Annotated in this window: 16 protein-coding genes; 10 read left to right on the forward strand and 6 right to left on the reverse strand. The window is 45.8% G+C overall.

Annotated elements, in window-relative coordinates; all coding sequences use genetic code 11:
* Positions 1 to 234: 234 nt before the first annotated feature.
* Entirely contained in the window at positions 235 to 1,977 is a 1,743-nt protein-coding gene (locus ACQY6I_RS16015) for an acetolactate synthase 3 large subunit (RefSeq protein WP_428242506.1), read from the forward strand.
* A gap of 2 nt (positions 1,978 to 1,979) precedes the next feature.
* Positions 1,980 to 2,474: an acetolactate synthase small subunit gene (ilvN, locus tag ACQY6I_RS16020; protein WP_044619156.1), complete on the forward strand. Its 495-nt coding sequence runs from the start codon at positions 1,980 to 1,982 to the stop codon at positions 2,472 to 2,474.
* A gap of 60 nt (positions 2,475 to 2,534) precedes the next feature.
* Here the strand turns inward: ilvN and ACQY6I_RS16025 are convergent, their stop codons facing one another.
* The 3 genes from ACQY6I_RS16025 to lpdA all read right to left on the reverse strand — a co-directional run bounded on the left by ACQY6I_RS16025 (position 2,535) and on the right by lpdA (position 7,116).
* Positions 2,535 to 3,620 carry a hypothetical protein gene (locus tag ACQY6I_RS16025; protein WP_428242507.1) on the reverse strand — a complete coding sequence of 362 codons (1,086 nt, stop codon included), beginning with the start codon at positions 3,618 to 3,620 and terminating at the stop codon, positions 2,535 to 2,537.
* Complete coding sequence (locus ACQY6I_RS16030; RefSeq protein WP_428242508.1) at positions 3,617 to 5,635, reverse strand: DUF3857 domain-containing transglutaminase family protein; 2,019 nt, start codon at positions 5,633 to 5,635, stop codon at positions 3,617 to 3,619. Before ACQY6I_RS16030 ends, ACQY6I_RS16025 begins: the two co-directional genes overlap by 4 nt.
* Before the next feature lie 74 nt (positions 5,636 to 5,709).
* Positions 5,710 to 7,116: a dihydrolipoyl dehydrogenase gene (lpdA, locus tag ACQY6I_RS16035; protein ID WP_428242509.1), complete on the reverse strand. Its 1,407-nt coding sequence runs from the start codon at positions 7,114 to 7,116 to the stop codon at positions 5,710 to 5,712.
* 114 nt (positions 7,117 to 7,230) lie between these two features.
* On the opposite strand from lpdA, the gene ACQY6I_RS16040 reads away from it, so the two are divergent.
* The 4 genes from ACQY6I_RS16040 to ACQY6I_RS16055 all read left to right on the forward strand — a co-directional run bounded on the left by ACQY6I_RS16040 (position 7,231) and on the right by ACQY6I_RS16055 (position 10,391).
* Positions 7,231 to 7,431 (forward strand): DUF1289 domain-containing protein, encoded by a 201-nt coding sequence (locus ACQY6I_RS16040; protein ID WP_428242510.1) that lies wholly within the window; start codon positions 7,231 to 7,233, stop codon positions 7,429 to 7,431.
* 109 nt (positions 7,432 to 7,540) lie between these two features.
* Positions 7,541 to 8,290, forward strand: coding sequence for a TSUP family transporter (locus tag ACQY6I_RS16045; RefSeq protein WP_428242511.1), 750 nt, complete (start codon positions 7,541 to 7,543; stop codon positions 8,288 to 8,290).
* A gap of 293 nt (positions 8,291 to 8,583) precedes the next feature.
* The gene (locus ACQY6I_RS16050) at positions 8,584 to 9,723 is read left to right on the forward strand and encodes an OmpA family protein (protein WP_428242512.1); all 1,140 of its coding nucleotides are present in this window, start codon (positions 8,584 to 8,586) and stop codon (positions 9,721 to 9,723) included.
* Positions 9,724 to 9,887: 164 nt separating this feature from the next.
* The gene (locus ACQY6I_RS16055) at positions 9,888 to 10,391 is read left to right on the forward strand and encodes a rhomboid family intramembrane serine protease (RefSeq protein WP_428242513.1); all 504 of its coding nucleotides are present in this window, start codon (positions 9,888 to 9,890) and stop codon (positions 10,389 to 10,391) included.
* Here the strand turns inward: ACQY6I_RS16055 and ACQY6I_RS16060 are convergent.
* From ACQY6I_RS16060 to ACQY6I_RS16070, 3 genes are all read right to left on the reverse strand, one after another.
* Positions 10,388 to 11,176 carry a helix-turn-helix domain-containing protein gene (locus ACQY6I_RS16060; protein ID WP_428242514.1) on the reverse strand — a complete coding sequence of 263 codons (789 nt, stop codon included), beginning with the start codon at positions 11,174 to 11,176 and terminating at the stop codon, positions 10,388 to 10,390. The two genes, ACQY6I_RS16055 and ACQY6I_RS16060, sit on opposite strands and share 4 nt — an antisense overlap.
* 371 nt (positions 11,177 to 11,547) lie before the next feature.
* On the reverse strand, positions 11,548 to 13,026 hold the full coding sequence (gene ilvC, locus ACQY6I_RS16065; protein WP_428242515.1) for a ketol-acid reductoisomerase: 1,479 nt from the start codon (positions 13,024 to 13,026) through the stop codon (positions 11,548 to 11,550).
* Positions 13,027 to 13,194: 168 nt separating this feature from the next.
* Positions 13,195 to 14,322 carry a patatin-like phospholipase family protein gene (locus ACQY6I_RS16070; RefSeq protein WP_428242516.1) on the reverse strand — a complete coding sequence of 376 codons (1,128 nt, stop codon included), beginning with the start codon at positions 14,320 to 14,322 and terminating at the stop codon, positions 13,195 to 13,197.
* Positions 14,323 to 14,766: 444 nt separating this feature from the next.
* Between ACQY6I_RS16070 and ilvY the strand changes: the two genes are divergently transcribed.
* The 4 genes from ilvY (at position 14,767) to ACQY6I_RS16090 (ending at position 18,206) form a co-directional block, all read left to right on the forward strand.
* Positions 14,767 to 15,669 carry an HTH-type transcriptional activator IlvY gene (gene ilvY / locus ACQY6I_RS16075; protein ID WP_428242517.1) on the forward strand — a complete coding sequence of 301 codons (903 nt, stop codon included), beginning with the start codon at positions 14,767 to 14,769 and terminating at the stop codon, positions 15,667 to 15,669.
* Positions 15,670 to 15,738: 69 nt separating this feature from the next.
* A complete protein-coding gene (pssA, locus tag ACQY6I_RS16080; RefSeq protein WP_428242518.1) occupies positions 15,739 to 16,533 on the forward strand; it encodes a CDP-diacylglycerol--serine O-phosphatidyltransferase in 795 nt (264 codons plus the stop codon).
* Positions 16,534 to 16,584: 51 nt separating this feature from the next.
* The gene (msrP, locus tag ACQY6I_RS16085; protein ID WP_428242519.1) at positions 16,585 to 17,553 is read left to right on the forward strand and encodes a protein-methionine-sulfoxide reductase catalytic subunit MsrP; all 969 of its coding nucleotides are present in this window, start codon (positions 16,585 to 16,587) and stop codon (positions 17,551 to 17,553) included.
* Complete coding sequence (locus tag ACQY6I_RS16090) at positions 17,553 to 18,206, forward strand: sulfite oxidase heme-binding subunit YedZ (RefSeq protein WP_428242520.1); 654 nt, start codon at positions 17,553 to 17,555, stop codon at positions 18,204 to 18,206. The genes msrP and ACQY6I_RS16090 overlap by 1 nt, the downstream gene beginning before the upstream one ends.
* The last annotated feature ends 188 nt before the right edge of the window (positions 18,207 to 18,394 follow it).

Genomic DNA, 18,394 nt, shown 5'->3' on the forward strand with positions numbered 1-18,394 from the left:
TGGGGTGTCTGGTCTTATAAACAGTGATCCAGCCTGAGAGTCTTATCCAGTCGTTCGGTGATTTTGTTGCTGATGGGCGGGGTAGGACATGATGGTAGCGATTGTGTTATTAACCCGATGATTACGGCAAGTGTTGATTAGAGGTTCGAAACCCATCAACCGTACTGGTGGATGACTTTACCGAGTGATTCATTGAGTGCTGCCAGAGGTCATCCACAATTGAGGTGATTCGAAATGTCGGACTCTCCCAATCAGCCGGATATGTTATCTGGCGGTGAAATGATCATGCGTGCTCTGAAGGAAGAAGGCGTAGAGTATATTTACGGCTATCCCGGCGGTGCAGTGCTCCATATTTACGACGCAATTCATCAGCAGAAAGATATTCGCCACGTACTAGTACGCCACGAACAGGCTGCTACTCACATGGCGGATGCGTATGCTCGTGCGACAGGCAAAGCCGGAGTGGTGCTGTTGACTTCCGGTCCCGGTGCAACCAATGGTATTACCGGCATTGCCACTGCATTTACAGATTCTATCCCTATGGTGGTGATTACTGGTCAGGTTATGAGTTGGCTGATCGGTGATGATGCCTTCCAGGAAACGGATATGCTGGGTATTTCCCGGCCGGTGGTCAAACACAGCATGACAGTGCGTGATCCCCGTGATATTCCTTCGATTATTAAAAAAGCTTTCTATATTGCTCAAAGTGGCCGTCCCGGACCGGTTGTGGTCGATGTTCCCAAAGACATGACCATGCCAAACGAGAAGTTTCCGTTCGAATATCCGGATAAGATCAAGCTGCGCTCTTATAGTCCGGTGCAGCGAGGACATAGCGGTCAGATAAAAAAAGCGGTTCAGGCAATGATGCAGGCCAGACGCCCGGTTATTTATGCTGGTGGTGGTGTGGTTCTGGGTCGGGCATCTGAAGAATTAACGGCATTGGCAAAAATGCTGAATTTTCCGGTTACCAACACATTGATGGGGTTGGGAGGATATCCCGGAACCGACCGTCAGTTTGTTGGTATGTTGGGTATGCATGGGAGTTATGAGGCTAATCTGACCATGCATCACTCCGATTTGATTCTGGCCATAGGGGCGCGATTCGATGATCGGGTCACCAATGCTACCAAGAAATTCTGTCCGGATGCGCAGATTATTCATATCGATATTGATCCTTCGTCAATTTCCAAAAATGTTGCTGTACATATTCCGATTGTTGGACCGGTTAAGTCCGTGCTCAAGGAAATGATCGAACAGGTCAAGGCCAGTAAAGAGCAGCCTGATACAGAAGCGTTGGCAGACTGGTGGAAACGTATTGACGATTGGAGAGAGCGTCATGGTGGTCGTTATCTCACAGATGATTCCAACAAGATGAAGCCTCAATGGGTGATCGAAACACTCTGGAAAGTGACCAATGGCGATGCCTTTATCACGTCCGATGTGGGTCAGCACCAAATGTTTGCCGCTCAGTATTACAAGTTCAATAAGCCGAATCGTTGGATTAACTCTGGCGGTCTGGGAACAATGGGATTTGGTTTCCCGGCGGCGATGGGAGTTAAGCTCAACTTTCCAGATGACGATGTGGTATGTGTAACCGGTGAAGGTTCAATACAGATGAACATTCAGGAGTTGTCGACCTGTAAGCAGTATGGGCTGCCGGTTAAGATCCTTAACCTGAATAATGGTTATCTGGGCATGGTTAAACAGTGGCAGGATCTCAATTACGAATCCCGTTACTCGAATTCCTATCTCGACTCCTTACCTGATTTTGTCAAACTGGCAGAAGCATATGGGCATGTTGGGATGAAAATTGAACGGAAAGAAGATCTGGAACCTGCGCTGCGTGAAGCTCTGAGTATTAAAGATCGTCTGGTTTTCCTCGATGTGATTGTTGACCCCAAAGAACATGTGTATCCAATGCAGGTACCCAATGGTGCCATGTGTGACATGTTGTTGAGCAAAACGGAGAGGACGTGAGCATGCGTAGAATCATTTCAGTATTGATGGAAAACGAATCTGGTGCGCTTGCCCGGGTTGTCGGATTATTTGCCCAGCGTGGTTACAATATTGATTCTCTGACTGTTGCGCCAACCGAGGATCCGACCTTATCCAGAATGACTCTGGTGACGGTTGGCAGCGACCGGGTTATTGAGCAGATCACTAAGCAGTTGAATAAACTGATAGAGGTGGTCAAGCTGGTTGACCTGACAGAAGGAACTCATGTCGAACGCGAAATGTTGCTGATTAAAGTACGCGCGACCGGGCCTAATCGTGAGGAAGTCAAACGGACCTGTGATATTTTCAGGGGCCAGATTATCGATGTGACGCCCAATGCTTATACCATTCAGTTGACGGGAACGTCTGACAAACTGGATGCATTTATCGAGTCTGTATCTTCCGCTGCAACGATTATGGAAGTGGCTCGTTCCGGGGTGACCGGAATTGCCAGAGGGGAGAAAGTACTGGCGTTGTAGTTGCTGTGATCTGACATGAAAAAAGGAGTCTGTACAGACTCCTTTTTGTTTTTTAGAGGATCAGGAATTTTTACTGTTCTGCCAGGCAATAAACTCAGGGCTTAGAATGAAATCATGATATTCCGGATCTGAAAAATATTCCTGATCCATTTTATAGTCTAGTTCATCCAGATAATTGATTACCGCTATGGCCTCAGAGTATTGCTTGCCGGCAACATAGCTTTCCAACAATGTGAAATAACTACTGTCTATCACCGGGTCGATGATAATGGCTTGCCTGAACAATCGCTGAGCTTCAGATTGATTACCGGTAGCTTGCATGTATCTGCCGTAAAAATAGATTGGCCACCAGGAGTCTCCAGTCATGCTTGCAAACTGCTGCTGTTTTTCCTTGACCATTGAGAGATCATTTGTGTTCAAAGACAAAAAGTATTCCTGTAGTGGAAGGACTTTGTCTGTATTTTTGTTGATTTGTCGCTGATAGACAGCCTGTGCCGGTTTCGTGAGTGGATGCGATATGTCAATGGTTTTGACGTCATCAAAAATTGCCATGTCAGAATCCAGCCCCAGGGATGTTAACGTTTCCGGAGAATTGAGAGCCAGTATCGCAGCCTCACTTAAAGTGAGACTGAATTTTGACCGGCTTTTGGCAGATTTATTAATTACCGCATTAACCGTTTTGAGCTGTTGCAGCCATTGTTGATAGCTCAGGCCATTATCAAAATTCTGTATGTCATCGATACGCCAGTGTCCATGGGAGTCTGGTGACAGGTCAAATCTGATCCAGAAAAAATCATCTCCCCTGGTACGATAATACAAATGAGCTGTGTCAGCAGAAAGAGTATCGGCTTTCAATAACTGCCAAGTATCATTTATGGTTGGAAGGTATTTATCCGTATAAGAGCCGGCTGAGGCTTTTAGGTTGGACAAATCCTGACTCATGAATTGTTCAAGTTGTTGCCGGGTACCTTGGGTGAGAACCCAATCCAGTGCAGCGCTGTTCACAATCGGTGAGTCAGTTTCCAGGCCGGTTTTTATCCAATCATTATTCGCTGTTTCAGATTTTTCTGTGTCGGGCTTATCCGCGACAGTCTGACATCCAAATACCAATATGGTTGTAATCAGCAGTGTGTTAATTACTTTCATAGTTGTTCACCTCTACTGATGTTCAGCGTCTGGCGGAATAACAGATCTCCAGGATCTGTTTCAGAAAGAGGGTTATCCATGGTAATCCAATAGGTGTAAAACAGATAATCACGAGCCTTATCCAGCATGTTGTAATAGTTTCTGACTTGATCCGCAGGTACACGGTCACGATGATTCTGGTAATGGAAAATAAACCGTTGTTTATGCCCATAGTCTACCGTGGATGCTTCAAACCGGAAGAATTCGTTATCCTCAGTATGGGTTTCCGGCAAATCCTGTTGCTTGAAGATGTATGGGTAATTGATGTCCAGGATATGAGTGATATCTTTAGGACTGGATATAAAGTGGGAATATTTCCGTGACAATTGTCGTGGAAGTTTCATATAAGAGTCGATAGTGGAGCCATAGACTTCATATTCATAGCCCGGACGTTCTGTATTGAACTTCCAGAAACCCTGCAACCAATAACTTTCGGTGACACTGAAGATATTCTCCGCAGTGTTATCGCTGATGCTGAGGTCTTCGGCTATTGAAGCTCCACCAAATTCCCGGTCATAGTAATTGAGGTAAGTCTGTGAAATCTCCTGATGGCTCTGGTTGCTGAAGCGATAACGCTGATAATCAGCTTCATTGCCGGTGTAAGTACTGGTGACTGTCATGCGAGTAGGCAGGTTGTATTTAAAGGTTGTTACGGTTTCGTGAACGATAATATCCGAAGACTTACTCTGCAGGCGGGGCATGGCCGCCAGGTCAGAGCCTGCTTTAACCGGTAAATGATAGTGGTAACCAGTGTAACCCAGTACCGCTAATGTATTGCCAGCCTGATAGGACTTGGTGGGATCTATGAAATATTGTTTGCCTTGCCACTGCACCGCTGTGATGACATGGTCAAATAGTTTTGCTGACGGCAGAAAATCTTTCAATGCGGCACCTTCCCGGGTATTGACCAATGCAGGCCATGCATCAATACCTTCGGCTCGTAAAAGTGAAACCATTAATAAGGTTTTGTCTTTGCAATCACCATAACTTAGAGACAAGGTTTCATTGGGAGAATGTGGTTTATGCGAATTCTGTCCGACTTCGATACCGACATAGCGGATTTGTTCCTGCACCATTTTCAGAGCAGTCAGTATTTTCTGCTCACCGTTCTTCATTATTGAGAGTTTCTGGTGCCAGTTCTGCCATTTGGTACCAGGACTGAAGCGATCAAGTGAAAACAATGCCGTGGCCCAATCGGACACATCTTTCCAGCTGTTAAAATCTGTCACTTCCAGTTTTGGATATGGGTCCTCATCATATGGCGTGTCTTCTTCATAGGAATACATAGGAACATTATCCTGCTGCCAGACGAGAGTTTGTTGGCTGCCTTTGGTTTCGGTATGTAACTGAGCATCACCTTGATAGCCAAAGATTTTGGTTTTAATCCGGTGATTGGCGGGAAGCAAGGCGCGTTTGTAAATTCTGTCTACCGGAACGCCCCAGCCTAGGCCGGTAAAATAGTTTATGTGTGAGCCAAATACCGGGTTGCTCCCGGTAATTGTGTATGCAACCTCAACGGTGTCTCCAAGACGCAGGTCATCAAGAATAATCAGATACTGCTTGGCTTCGGAAAACAGGTGACTGTCTGCACTATCCTCAACATCCAATAGCGAGCTGCGGGCTGTGGAAAACTTATCCATCGCTTTATTATTGCGCCAAATTGTCAATTTATGCAGTTGGACGGACTGATACTGAGGATAAAACGTAATCTCAACACGCCCGGAATTCATCAGGCCATCCTGATTAAGGGGTTTCTCAGCATAATGGTAAAACTTTGCATAGCCTTTTTGGCTGTTCAGAAAATTACGTTGCTCATCTACGAGCAGGTACTGGGTTTCCTGATCTGCCGGCAAACGTTCTGCGGCTGGCGCATCAATCGTTTCGACCCAACCAGGTACTGGGTACCTGTTGATCGTGTCTGCTGGCAGATAAATGGATAAAAGCAGGCAAAATCCGCTAAAAAAAATCCTAAGCAAAACAAGCTTCCTTTATATGGTTCATGTATTTGGGGATTCTAGCGGAAACATAGGCAATGGCCCATATCATCAACTTATCGCGGTTGAAACAGATCAGTGATCGTACCCAAACCCGCTTCTGCGGCCAGACCAATCGATTCATGCAGAGTTGGATGAGCGTGGATGGTTAAGCCAATATCCTCAATATTGGCACCGAACTCCAATGCCAGTGTCAGTTCACCGATTAACTCTCCAGCATGCGGACCCACCACCCCTGCGCCTAATAACTGGCCGGTACCGGGATGATAAATCAGCTTGGTTTTCCCGTTGGTATGCTGACTGGCATGCGCGCGTCCTAGGGCACTCCATGGGAATGTTGCGACTTTATATGGAATGGCTGCTGACTTGAGGTCTTTTTCAGTCTTACCCGTCCAGGCAATTTCCGGTTGAGTATAGGCGATACTGGGAATAGCCATCGGTGTAAAATAGACCTTATGACCTGCAATCACTTCGGCTGCAGTATGGGCTTGATGTGAAGCTCGGTGCGCCAGCATAGGGTTTCCGGTGACGTCACCAATGGCATATATATGTGGCACGTTTGTTTGTAATTGGTTATTCACGGGTATGAATCCCTGCTGATCCACAAACACTCCTGCAGACTCAGCGCCAACCCTATGGCCGTTCGGCGTTCTGCCAATAGCAATCAGCAGTGTATCAAAATCCAACTGATCCGATTGATTATCGGCGTCGAGCAGTGTTGTCGTCAGTCCTTTGGAATGAGCAGAGACTGCTGTCAGCCGGGTATTAAGTCTGATGTTAAAAAGGTCTTTATTGCTGCGTTGAAACAGATTGACCAGATCTTTGTCTGCTGCGGGAATCAATTGGTCAGTAAATTCAATGACTGTAACCCGAGTACCCAGCGCCTGGTAAACGGTACCTAATTCCAAGCCGATAATTCCGCCTCCGACCACCAGCATCCTGTCTGGGATATCTGTCAATTGCAGGGCTGCGGTCGAATCCATAATTCTGGCGTCATGCGGCAGAAAATCTGGCATGTTAGGGCGAGAACCAACAGCGATGATTGCGTGATCAAAACCAAGTCTGACTTGTTGGTCTTTTTGAGTAATCTGCAAGTGATGGTCATCAATAAATGCTGCCTCGCCCGTTATTACATTGACTCTACGCTGTCTGGACATGGCAGCGATGTTTTGACTCATGGTCTTCACGATGGTGTTTTTGTGCTCCCGGATAGCGTTGAGGTCAGGGGCGGTGATGGTTGAGGTAATTCCCCATTGTTTTAGCAATGGTAAGTGATTGAACTGTTCGGCAACGTGAAGCAGTGCCTTTGATGGGATGCATCCGACATTCAGACACACGCCGCCGAGCTGACCGTACTTCTCGATTAATGTCACTTCCATTCCAAGATCGGCTGCACGAAAGGCTGCAGAATATCCGCCCGGTCCACTGCCTATGACGGCAAGATGGGTATGAAGCTGTTCCATAGAGACTCCTATTTATCTATCAGTAGGTAGATAAGATTAACGATAGAAAATATCGCTGGTCAAGGAGTTTTGATTTACTCTTTTAAGGGTCCGTTTTAAAAAAGGCATATCGACATGGAGACGATAGCATCTCCCTGTGTGCGTAATTGCTGTCTGGACGATAGCGATGTGTGTTTAGGGTGTGGTCGCACTTTGCAGGAAATTAAAGGCTGGTGGAATTACTCTAATCTAGACAAACACCGGATTATTCGCAGAGCGCAAACGAGACAGCAGCGACGCTTGAACAGATCTTTTGATGAAAAGGAGGCTGATTGAGAGGCTCTACTCTGCTCTTCCTGACTGGACTGTTGTCCGAACAGACCCTATATTGCCGTTCTTCCATTGAATCCCTGAGTTTAAGTAGATGCCTGAGTTTGAAATCACAATGACTATAGTTGGCTTTATGTTTTTGGCTGCATTATTGGCCGGGTGGGTGGACACCCTGGCTGGAGGAGGTGGTTTGATTACCATTCCTGCAATGCTGCTGGCTGGGGTGCCGCCAATTGCAGCGCTAGCCACCAATAAAGCCCAGGGTTTTGTTGGCACGCTGACAGCTACGATCGTTATGGTGTTGAAAGGCCGTCTTAGGTTAGGCGATGTCTGGGGGTTGATTATCGCGGCAGCCATTGGGTCCTTGGCTGGATGCTGGCTTATTCAGAGAGTGGATACTGATTGGTTAAGATGGTTGATTCCATTATTGCTGCTGGTCGTTGCAGTTTATTTTCTGCTAACCCCGAAGCTCGGCAAAAATGAAACCAAAGCTAGATTGTCTGAACTGGGCTATGGGGTGACAGCAGTTCCAATGATTGGTTTCTATGATGGAGCATTAGGACCGGGGACCGGTTCTTTCTTTGCTGTCAGTGGCATTCTTCTGCGCGGACAAACTTTACTGCAGGCAACCATTCGCGCAAAGCTGTTTAATTTTGTGACCAATATTAGTGCAATGATGCTGTTTGCTGCTGGGGGCAGAATTGTTTGGATGATTGCGGGTGCCATGATGTTGGGGCAGCTATGTGGTGCTCTGATTGCCAGTCATACTATGCTTAATGGCGGGGAACGACTGATTCGGCCATTGGTGATTCTTATGTGTTTTTTAATGTCAGCCGTCCAGTTTTATAAATTGTTATTTGTTTGATGTACGCCAATCTCATTGGGCTAAAAGATTTTAAGCTGTCATACACTTTTTGTACTTCTGGTTCGATGGTTTATCTGTAGTACAAATTATTGATGTATAGCACCAAGGTTCCAGGGAGGATAATTTCTCGCCCTGAGCATATATATGAACAATCGGACGATGACGTCAGGCGGTCATGTTATCGGTTGGTAAGTTAGTGTGAGTTTTTTGCTGAACCGGCGGGCCGGTGTCATACCAGAGCCTGTCCGGAATTCTTTCTGAGACAACAATAATCATAAAGAGAGGTGGTTCTTATGGTAGCTGAACAGGAAAGCAAACCCTCTAGTGGGCTTACGTGGGTTACATGGGTGTTTGTGGTGTTGTTCTTCATCGCTGCTGGCACCGGTTACTATTTGTTTACCCAGCAACAACACCGTAATGATATTTTGCAACAGGCAATAGAGCAGGCGAATGGCAAAGTGACCAATTTGTCTGAACAACTACGGGCTTCCAATCTCCAACAGGAAAGTCTGCGTCAGGAGGCTGAATTTGCCAACCGGACCAATACTACCCAGAAACAGCAATTATCAGAATTTGAGCAAAAGCTGAGTGAATTACGTAAAGAACGGGATCGGTTGGAAACCGTGAACCGTGAGCAATTAAATGCATTGACCGATCGTAAACGGCAGCTTGATCTGGCTTTAAGCAATGTGAACTCTGCCAATAGTAAGGTTGAAGAATATCAGCAACAATTAGCCGCATTGCAAAATAAACTAGCCGCTACCCAACAAAAACTGCAGGCATTATCTGGTGAATTGACGGCCAAACAGGCATCGCTGGTGGAGTTGTCGAGTATTGAAGACCAATATCACGCTGCACGGGAGCAGCTGGCACTGCAACAGGCACAAAACGAAGACTACACTGCCACGATCTCTCAGTTGGAAGACCAACTTCAACGGGAAGGAAAGGCAATGGATCAACTGGAGCGAAAGCTCAACCGCATCAGCAATGAAAAAGAATCTCTGGTCACTAAGTTACGCGATGGGACCACAGTCATAAAATTACCCGAAAAAATACTCTTTGCGTCGGGGTCAGCAGAGTTAAATGCAAAAGGAGAGAAAACGTTGCGTCTTGTGGCTGAAGCGCTGAGCAGTTTCCCGGATCATATGATCAGTATTCAGGGTCATACGGATGGACGCGCGATCACTTCCAGGTTGCGGGATCATTATCCCTCCAATTGGGAGTTGTCATCGGCCAGGGCATCCGCAGCGGTCCGTGTTTTGTTGGATGCGGGGCTTGATAGAAGCAAACTTCAGGCAGTCGGTTATGCTGATACCCGCCCATTAGTGGATGAAAAAAATGATGATGATCGTGCTAACAATCGAAGAATAGAAATTTATTTGGTACCGGTTCCAGCAAGTACTCGTGAATTTGAGAATATGGAAGGTAACTAATCACCATATGGTTATGTGAATGGTTTTTCATGCCATGATCATCATAATAATTGGGGAAGACTTTGAAATTATTTTTACCAGCCAAACATTACTGGCTTACACCTGGCATTATTTACGTTAATACTTTTATCTTTCTTCTACTGGTAATGACAACCGGGAAGGTAATGTGGTTTTCGGCTGAAACCTTATATGTTTGGGGGGGGAACTATGGTCCGAAAACCATCAATGGCGAATGGTGGCGGCTATTAAGCAATATCTTTTTGCATGGAGGCCTGCTTCATCTGGTATTCAATTCTATCGTGTTGGCAAATATCGGTGTTTACCTGGAACCATTTCTGGGCTCGGTTCGCCTGTTGATTGTTTATCTGATAACCGGTGTGTCGGCGAGTATGACGAGTGTCCTGCTCAACGATCCAATAGTGAGTGTTGGGGCATCGGGGGCTATATTTGGTTTATATGGTTTTTTCCTCGCCCTGTTAACCACGCCTTTGTTCCGTCCACAAATAAGAACAACGTTCCTGCGTAACACTCTGGGATTCGTTGGGATCAACATTGCGTTTGGTTTTATCGTGCCTGCGGTAGACAATGCAGCCCATCTAGGTGGGCTGCTAAGTGGAGGGTTATTGGGCTATCTGAGTTATCCCTTGTTACGTAAACGCAAGGTTTAACTAAACCACTGCATCCACTTGGGATCGTTTTCAAGTTGCTGGGCATCTTTATAAACAGCGTTAAGCTGTTTTTTACTGGTGTTTTTAAACAAATCTGCAACAAGATCGACCCTTTCTTCAACCAGATTCCGTAATTTGAAATGGGTTTTATTCTTAATTGACTTCAAAGGGGGTTGGCCGGTCAATTCATAAAATCTAGGGAAATAGACATTATTGCATTGGTGTAGGCCATAAATGATTCTTCTGAGATTTCGCTCACTCATACCCAATTCCGATGCCAGAGTTACCTGGGTTTTCCCGGAGGACTCCAGGTGATCCAAAATGACACTGCCTGAGTTGTCATAGAAATCCTGACTGTGAACATATTGATACATGGTGTTACGTTGAGCATATGTTATGTACATATTTTCCAAGGGAACAGAGAAGCTGTAACCGGTAACATCCTTTATCATCTGTGCAAGTTGTTTAAGATCTTTTTTGGCAAGTCGATTAATTAACAGACACCACTTTATCTGATCCAGGTTTTTATATTTATTCAGTTTGAGTGGTTTTGAGTAGTCGGTCTGTGCCATGTAGTGATATGGCGACAAACCCATCGAAAATGCCCACCAGAAAATCAGATGAAGCTTTATATTTCGCTCTCCTTTCTCCATCTCTATCCAGGTTTTTTTGCTGACATCGACGAGATTCTGCATCTGGGCAATTGTGAACCCAAGTTCCTGTCGGGTTGATCGCAGGAACTCTCCTATTATTGCTTCATAGTCATTTTCGTATTGAGTATACATGTGACACTCTCCTTCCGGTCATAAGCGAACCCAAAGTTAACTCTGATAATTCAGGCAATCAACTTATTGCAGTGACTTTTTGAATTATTTTCGTTTCCAGGGTTACAAGTTGTGAACATTATCTTTTTTCTATGTATTAAAAAGTAGCTGAAAATGCCGAAGACATCTATCAAATATTAATAAATAAGAAAAAAATAGGACTAAATTGATACGAGGTGGGAAGTGAAAATATCTACGACTGTATAGGTTTATAGCGATATTCAGTTTTGGTTCAGAAAAACAGCTGTTTTGCCGGGTGTTAAAAAAGCCTGCGTGCAAAGCTGAACGCAGGCTTGGTAAACAATTATGAAATACTGTTTCAGTAAATTTTACTAAATTTCAACGATTTTCTTCATATCTGTCATGTAGCCACGCAATTCCTGGCCGATCCATTCAATAGGATGATTACGGATCGCTTCGTTTACTTGTACAAGCTCCAGGTTATCTACGCCATTGTCACTGTTATCGATGCCTTTACCAATGACATCGGTACTGAGCCCGTTAACAAAATTACGCAGCAAGGGAACGGCCGCGTTTGCAAATAAATAGTTGCCATACTCAGCAGTGTCGGAAATAACAACATTCATTTCATAAAGACGTTTGCGGGCGATTGTATTGGCAATCAGTGGCAGCTCATGTAACGACTCATAGTAAGCTGACTCTTCTATGATTCCTGCAGATACCATGGTTTCAAAAGCCAGCTCAACACCTGCCTTAACCATAGCAACCATAAGGATACCCTTGTCAAAAAACTCTTGTTCGGTGATTTTGACGTCTGTTTCCGGATAGTTCTCAAATGCAGACTCTCCGGTTTCGGCACGCCATTTGAGAAGATTGGCATCGTTGTTGGCCCAGTCAGCCATCATCGTGCTCGAAAACTCACCACTGATAATGTCATCCTGATGCTTTTGAAACAATGTTTCCATTTGATCTTTAAGCATTTCACTTAACTGGAAAGCTTTTATTTTGGCTGGATTATCGAGACGATCCATCATATTAGTAATGCCGCCCAGTTTGAGTGCCTCAGTAATAACTTCCCAGCCATATTGCACCAATTTTCCGGCATATTCGGCACCGATTCCATCTGCAACCATTTTGTCGTAGCACAGCAACGAACCTGCCTGCAGCATGCCACATAAAATCGTCTGTTCACCCATGAGGTCAGATTTGACCTCGGCGACGAATGAACTTTCAAGAACACCTGCACGATGGCCACCGGTTGCTGCCGCCCAGGCTTTGGCAATTTCGAGGCCGTCTTCATTAGGATCATTTTCAGGATGCACTGCAATCAATGTAGGAACCCCAAATCCGCGTTTGTATTCTTCACGCACTTCGGTGCCCGGGCATTTAGGAGCAACCATGACCACAGTAATATCAGGACGAATCTGCTGACCAACTTCAACGATATTGAAACCATGCGAATAACCAAGGGCTGAACCTTGCTTCATCAACGGCATAACCGTTTCAACCACATTGCTGTGTTGTTTGTCTGGTGTCAGATTAACGACTAAGTCTGCTTGAGGAATCAGCTCTTCATATGAACCAACAGTGAAACCGTTATCAGTCGCGTTTTTCCAGCTCTGACGTTTTTCTGCAATAGCTTCTTTGCGCAGAGCATAAGATACATCCAGACCGGAATCGCGCATATTGAGACCTTGGTTCAGGCCTTGAGCTCCACAGCCGACGATGACAACTTTTTTGCCTTTAAGGTAATCGCATTCTGAGGCGAATTCGGATTTGTCCATAAAGCGGCAGACACCCAGCTGTGCCAGCTGTTGACGAAGATTGAGAGTGTTGAAATAGTTAGACATGATTGTTTTTCACCCATTTGCTTATGAATCTGAGACCGAAGGGCCACAGTTGGGCGCGATTTTACCGAAGCCTTGGAGATGCGAAAATGAATACTTTCGAATGTGGTGTTGCAGAAATGGCAGTAAAGAGCTGACTTGCTCGGTGTTTGAGATTCCAGCAGCATCCTGTTATTGATCGAAGAACGTTTTTATATCGTCTGCCTGAGCGCAGCCATCTCTGTAACCGAGCTCGATCAGCTCGCCGCAGAACTCACTATTAAATAGCAGGTAGGCTGCGGCAGAAATTCCTCCCCCCTGGCGAGTACCGCCCGTGACGCGCAAAAAGAACTTAATGGAATCAGGTAAAAAATGGAGCATCTTGCTGGCGATGTTGTCAATGGATTGGCTGGGGGAGATTTGTAGATAGTCGATAATTCTCAGCGATTCCGGTAATCGGTCCCAGTGGCGCTTGGGGAGGAGGCGTAACAGGTCATTGGTTTGTTGTAGTGATGCAACGTCGACCTGTAGGTTATCAACAAATGCTCCATTCAGAATATGCCCGACCACCTGGGCAATGGAGGGGGTTGCTGATGTTGCTGGTGGACGGGTTGGCTTTCGGATATCACTGGTGCCAATAATAAACAACTTTTCTGCGCCTAGGTGGATTGCCGGACTGAGTGGCGCAGTCTGGCGTAAGGCTCCGTCACCAAAGTATTCTCGATTGATACGAACGGGCGGAAACAAAGTTGGAATTGCTGAAGAGGCCATCAAGTGATCAATATCCAGTTTGGTGGGAACACCAACCCGGTTCCAGCCCCGCCAGCTTTTTATATCCGGTTTGCCCTGATAGAAACTGACCGATTCACCGGACTGGTATCCCATTGCGGTAATACTGACGGCCTCCAGCTTGTTTCTGGTGATGGCTTTGTCAATATCTTCGAAACGGACATGTTTGATCAGAAACTCCCTTAAGGGGGCATTGTCGAGTAATGATATCGGGCGTTTTTGTCCGCGCCCCTGATTGAGCAGTGAGGCAGATATTCTGGCCAGACTGTATCCGGTATCAATCCAGCCTGATTTTACGACTTGATCAATCTCCAGTGTTCGCCATAGATAGTCCATGCTTGATACAGCGCGATTGAAGTTACCGGCCATGCCCGCTATGCCCAGGGCATTGATGGCACCCGCAGATGTACCGCAGACGATTTCAAACGGACACGGTGTGAATTTGCCTATCACTTCCTTTACCGCCTTCAGTACGCCTACCTGGTACGCCGCTTTGGCACCTCCACCGGATAAAATCAGGGCTCTTTTCATAACCACACCGTACCTTTGGCTATCATAATCATAATAATAGTTGATGTTTCGCGGTTCAAAGTAGTTCCCAATAGAGTTGTTAGAATGTTATTAGTCGACAAATAATTGACATGATAACGATATGACATGATTGCTGGGTGAGCAGATGCTTTATTATTTTAATGTGCTGGCAGGACAATTGGTGTGACATGCAAACATGTTATTGGTTAATACCTGTTAGCTTTTGTTATCAAAAAATTGTTTGGATACTAAAAATAAAGAAATCGATGGCGGATCGATTGGATATTTTGTTTGCTCTATTACTTACTGATGTCGTGCCTATATTTTGTGCAACTGAGGCTCCAGTCGTGTGCGAACGGTTGTTCTGCTGAAGTAGAGATTGGTTGCCAACACCACTTAAAGACGTTACAACGTGCTCTTTCGCAGCTCCTTAGTTTGGATTCCATGGACCTACGCACACTCAGACAATTCCTTCATCTGGCCCACAGTCTTCATTTTGGCAAGACCAGCGAAGCTCTACATGTAAGTCCCTCTACCTTGAGCCGAAGTATTTCGAGATTGGAAGATAAGGTGGGGGTTGCTCTTTTTGAGCGGGACAACCGCAGTGTTGCCTTAACGCAGGCGGGAAGGCGTTTTCGGAGTTTTGCAGAGGATACTCTGGCCAGCTGGGAGGATCTCAAGCATGACATTCGCCAGGCACCTACCGAATTAACCGGGCAGATTAGGATTTATTGCACGGTAACTGCCAGTTACTCTTTTATGCCTGAGTTATTGACCCGGTTTCGCAAGAGTTTTCCCAATATTGAAGTTATCCTTGAGACCGGAGACGTAGCCCAGGCTCTGCAGCAGGTGGCGGATCAGGAGATAGATATTGCTGTCGCACCGTTGCCGGATCAGCTGCCTAATCAGATGGAATTCCTGTCACTGTTAAAAACACCCCTGCAATTTATAGGGCCTACAGTCGATTGCCCTGTTTCACGATTGTTGGATGAAATACCGGTTAACTGGCGACAACTTCCTCTGGTGATATCCGAATATGGTCTGACCCGGAAGCGGCTTGATCAATGGCTGAGATCACAGGGTGTCAAGCCAAGAGTATATGCTCAGGTAGCTGGACATGAAGCAATCGTCGGGATGGTTGGTATGGGATTTGGTGTGGGGCTTGTTCCTCAGCTGGTGCTGGAGAACAGCCCAATGAAGGAAAGAATCAGAGTGATACCCGTTCAACCGCAAGTGCGTCCTTTTGATGTAGGGCTATGCACGTTGCATCGGAGAATGCAGGACCCTCTGGTAAAAGCTTTTTGGCAAATCGCCCAGACCACGCCCATTGAGCCTCCTGGTATTTGATACCACGCTGGCACACTCAGGCACTCAGTATTAAACTGCTCGTCCAAATTGTTATTTAATGGTATCGCCGTGGAAGTAAAACATCAGGAACCTGTAGCCTCCCAGCCAGATGATCAGATCGTCGGAACATCTGTTGTTAGCACTGAGCCTCCAAAGCACCGAGGCATATATCTGTTACCCAACCTATTTACAACCAGCGCTCTGTTTGCTGGATTTTACGCAATTATTGCTGCAATCAATGAGCATTATGTGGCCGGGTCTGTCGCCATCTTTGTTGCCATGGTTTTTGATACCCTAGATGGACGGGTAGCTCGGATGACCGGTACGCAAAGTGCTTTTGGAGCCGAATACGATTCGCTTTCCGACGTTATTGCTTTTGGTCTTGCTCCTGCACTGGTCGCTTTTTTATGGTCTTTGAATAGCCTGGGCAAAATCGGTTGGATATGTTCATTCGTATATGTTGCTGGAACCGCTCTGCGTTTGGCACGTTTCAATACTCAAATCGGACGGGTTGATAAAAAATACTTTATTGGATTGGCCAGCCCGTCGGCCGCAGCATTGGTAGCTGGTTCGGTATGGACCTTCACCGAGGCAGGTGTTGCGAGTGAAGTGCTGGCAGCACCGTTCGCTGTTCTGGTGGCCAGTGCTGGTCTGTTGATGGTATCTAATATTCGTTATTACAGCTTTAAAGATCTTGGCGATCGTCGTCGTGTGCCTTTTGTGGCTATGATTGCGTTAGTGTTCATTTTCGCGCTGGTGGCGGTTGATCCAGCAACGGTATTGTTGCTCGCAGCATTTCTATATGCCTTGTCCGGACCTTTGTTTGAGGGCTGGCTGAAAATCCGCCGAAAAAAAATGCAGTAATTTTCTGCAGGTGGCTGTCTAATCGATCAGTATCCATGAATGGAGTTGAACATGATCATTGGTAAGTCAAACGATATTCTCTCATCAGAAATCACTTCTGAAAGTATTTATGTCAATCGCCGCCAGTTATTGGCGGCCAGTACTGCAGCACTTGGGCTGTCTGCTATTTCTTCGTTGACTCAGGCCAGCAACTCAGGTGCGTCCTGGTTGACGACAAAAATATCCCAGCCGTGGAAAACCACAATTAAGACAGATGAAACGGTTACTCCATGGGAAGATGCCACGCAGTACAACAACTTTTATGAGTTTGGCTTTGGTAAAAGTGATCCTGCCAAGTACGCCGACCGACTGACGACTGACCCCTGGTCCATAGAAATCTCCGGAGAGGTCAGCAAACCAGGGACGTTGCATCTGGAAGACTTGGTGGCGCCCAGTCACTTGGAGGAACGAATATACCGGTTTCGATGTGTTGAGGCATGGTCAATGGTTGTTCCCTGGCTGGGCTTTTCTTTGGCTGATCTGCTGAAGCGTTTTGAGCCAACAGCTGATGCCCGGTTCGTTCAGTTTGAAACTTTGTTTGATCCAAAACAGTTTCCTGCCCAGAAATCATCTTCTTTTCCCTGGCCTTATATGGAGGGTTTAAGAATAGATGAAGCCATGAATCCATTGGCTTTTATGGCCGTCGGCATGTATGGCAAGGTTCTGCCTAATCAGAATGGGGCACCGATTCGCCTTGTTGTTCCTTGGAAGTATGGTTTTAAAAGCATTAAATCGATAGTTAAGATCCGTTTGGTAAAGGACATGCCTAAAACAACCTGGAATATGTTGCAGGCAAGCGAATACGGTTTTTATGCCAACGTAAATCCTGACGTTGATCATCCTCGCTGGAGTCAGAAGACTGAACGGCGTCTACCGAGCAGCCTGTTTACTCCCAACCGAATACCAACGCTTAAGTTTAATGGTTATGAGGAACAGGTTGCTTATCTATATAAAGATATGGATCTGAGAAAATTCTACTGATGTTAAAGAGTCCATGGATTAAGGTATTTCTGCATTTAGCCTTACTGTTACCGCTGTTGGAAGAATGCTGGCAAATATGGTTGTTAATGAATGGTATGCCGAATCGCCTGGGGCCAGATCCGGGGAAGGTTATACTTGAAGACTTGGCAACTGTTGCTATCTGGTTGTTACTACTGGGCTTGGCGATAACTCCTGCCAAGCAGATTTTTAAAATCAGCGATTTGATACGATTTAGGCGGATGGTCGGTCTATATGCATTTACTTACGCACTTCTCCATCTGCTTTCTTATCTCGCTTTTATTTTAGGGTGGGATTTTCGGGCACTATGGGAAGATATTGTCAAACGCCCGTACATAATAGTTGGAACGTTATCGTTAGTGATCCTGGCGGCATTGGCGGCTACTTCCTTTAAAGCGGCAATGAAGTTTATGGGAAGGCGCTGGAAAAAACTGCACCAGATGGTCTATCTGGCTGTGCTACTGGCGATTCTTCATGAGTGGTGGCAGGCGAAAGAAGCTCTTAGTGAACCTCTGCTGCACTTGGTGATTGCTTCCCTCTTATTGGGATATCGGTTGTTTCATTTTTTAAACAAGGCATTTTCGGTCTCAAAAAACCAACAATCTTTTCGTCGCGCGGCTAGAAAAAACTCATAGCTGTACTATGGTTATGTGGCGTTTCATGAAATCTTCAGTTTTTCGAGAAAAAAGAATTGACGGGGCGTAAAAAGAGTTTAGAATTCGCGCCCCTTGTCACCGAGACGTCGCATAAAGACGGCTTGAAGATCAGTTGAGATTCGAAGGTAAGTGATTGAATTTCAACAAAAAATCTTCAAAAAAAAGGT

Origin of the sequence: Gynuella sp., from assembly GCF_050297175.1 — a bacterium.
Taxonomy (GTDB): Bacteria; Pseudomonadota; Gammaproteobacteria; order Pseudomonadales; family Natronospirillaceae; genus Gynuella.

What these genes read in the sequence shown, in the direction of transcription:
- ACQY6I_RS16015 (WP_428242506.1), top strand. Translation starts at nt 235, where the DNA reads ATGTCGGACTCTCCCAATCAGCCGGATATGTTATCTGGCGGTGAAATG.
- ilvN (WP_044619156.1), top strand. Translation starts at nt 1,980, where the DNA reads ATGCGTAGAATCATTTCAGTATTGATGGAAAACGAATCTGGTGCGCTT.
- ACQY6I_RS16025 (WP_428242507.1), bottom strand. Translation starts at nt 3,620, where the DNA reads ATGAAAGTAATTAACACACTGCTGATTACAACCATATTGGTATTTGGA.
- lpdA (WP_428242509.1), bottom strand. Translation starts at nt 7,116, where the DNA reads ATGGAACAGCTTCATACCCATCTTGCCGTCATAGGCAGTGGACCGGGC.
- ACQY6I_RS16040 (WP_428242510.1), top strand. Translation starts at nt 7,231, where the DNA reads ATGGAGACGATAGCATCTCCCTGTGTGCGTAATTGCTGTCTGGACGAT.
- ACQY6I_RS16045 (WP_428242511.1), top strand. Translation starts at nt 7,541, where the DNA reads ATGACTATAGTTGGCTTTATGTTTTTGGCTGCATTATTGGCCGGGTGG.
- ACQY6I_RS16050 (WP_428242512.1), top strand. Translation starts at nt 8,584, where the DNA reads ATGGTAGCTGAACAGGAAAGCAAACCCTCTAGTGGGCTTACGTGGGTT.
- ACQY6I_RS16055 (WP_428242513.1), top strand. Translation starts at nt 9,888, where the DNA reads ATGTGGTTTTCGGCTGAAACCTTATATGTTTGGGGGGGGAACTATGGT.
- ACQY6I_RS16060 (WP_428242514.1), bottom strand. Translation starts at nt 11,176, where the DNA reads ATGTATACTCAATACGAAAATGACTATGAAGCAATAATAGGAGAGTTC.
- ilvC (WP_428242515.1), bottom strand. Translation starts at nt 13,026, where the DNA reads ATGTCTAACTATTTCAACACTCTCAATCTTCGTCAACAGCTGGCACAG.
- ACQY6I_RS16070 (WP_428242516.1), bottom strand. Translation starts at nt 14,322, where the DNA reads ATGAAAAGAGCCCTGATTTTATCCGGTGGAGGTGCCAAAGCGGCGTAC.
- ilvY (WP_428242517.1), top strand. Translation starts at nt 14,767, where the DNA reads ATGGACCTACGCACACTCAGACAATTCCTTCATCTGGCCCACAGTCTT.
- msrP (WP_428242519.1), top strand. Translation starts at nt 16,585, where the DNA reads ATGATCATTGGTAAGTCAAACGATATTCTCTCATCAGAAATCACTTCT.
- ACQY6I_RS16090 (WP_428242520.1), top strand. Translation starts at nt 17,553, where the DNA reads ATGTTAAAGAGTCCATGGATTAAGGTATTTCTGCATTTAGCCTTACTG.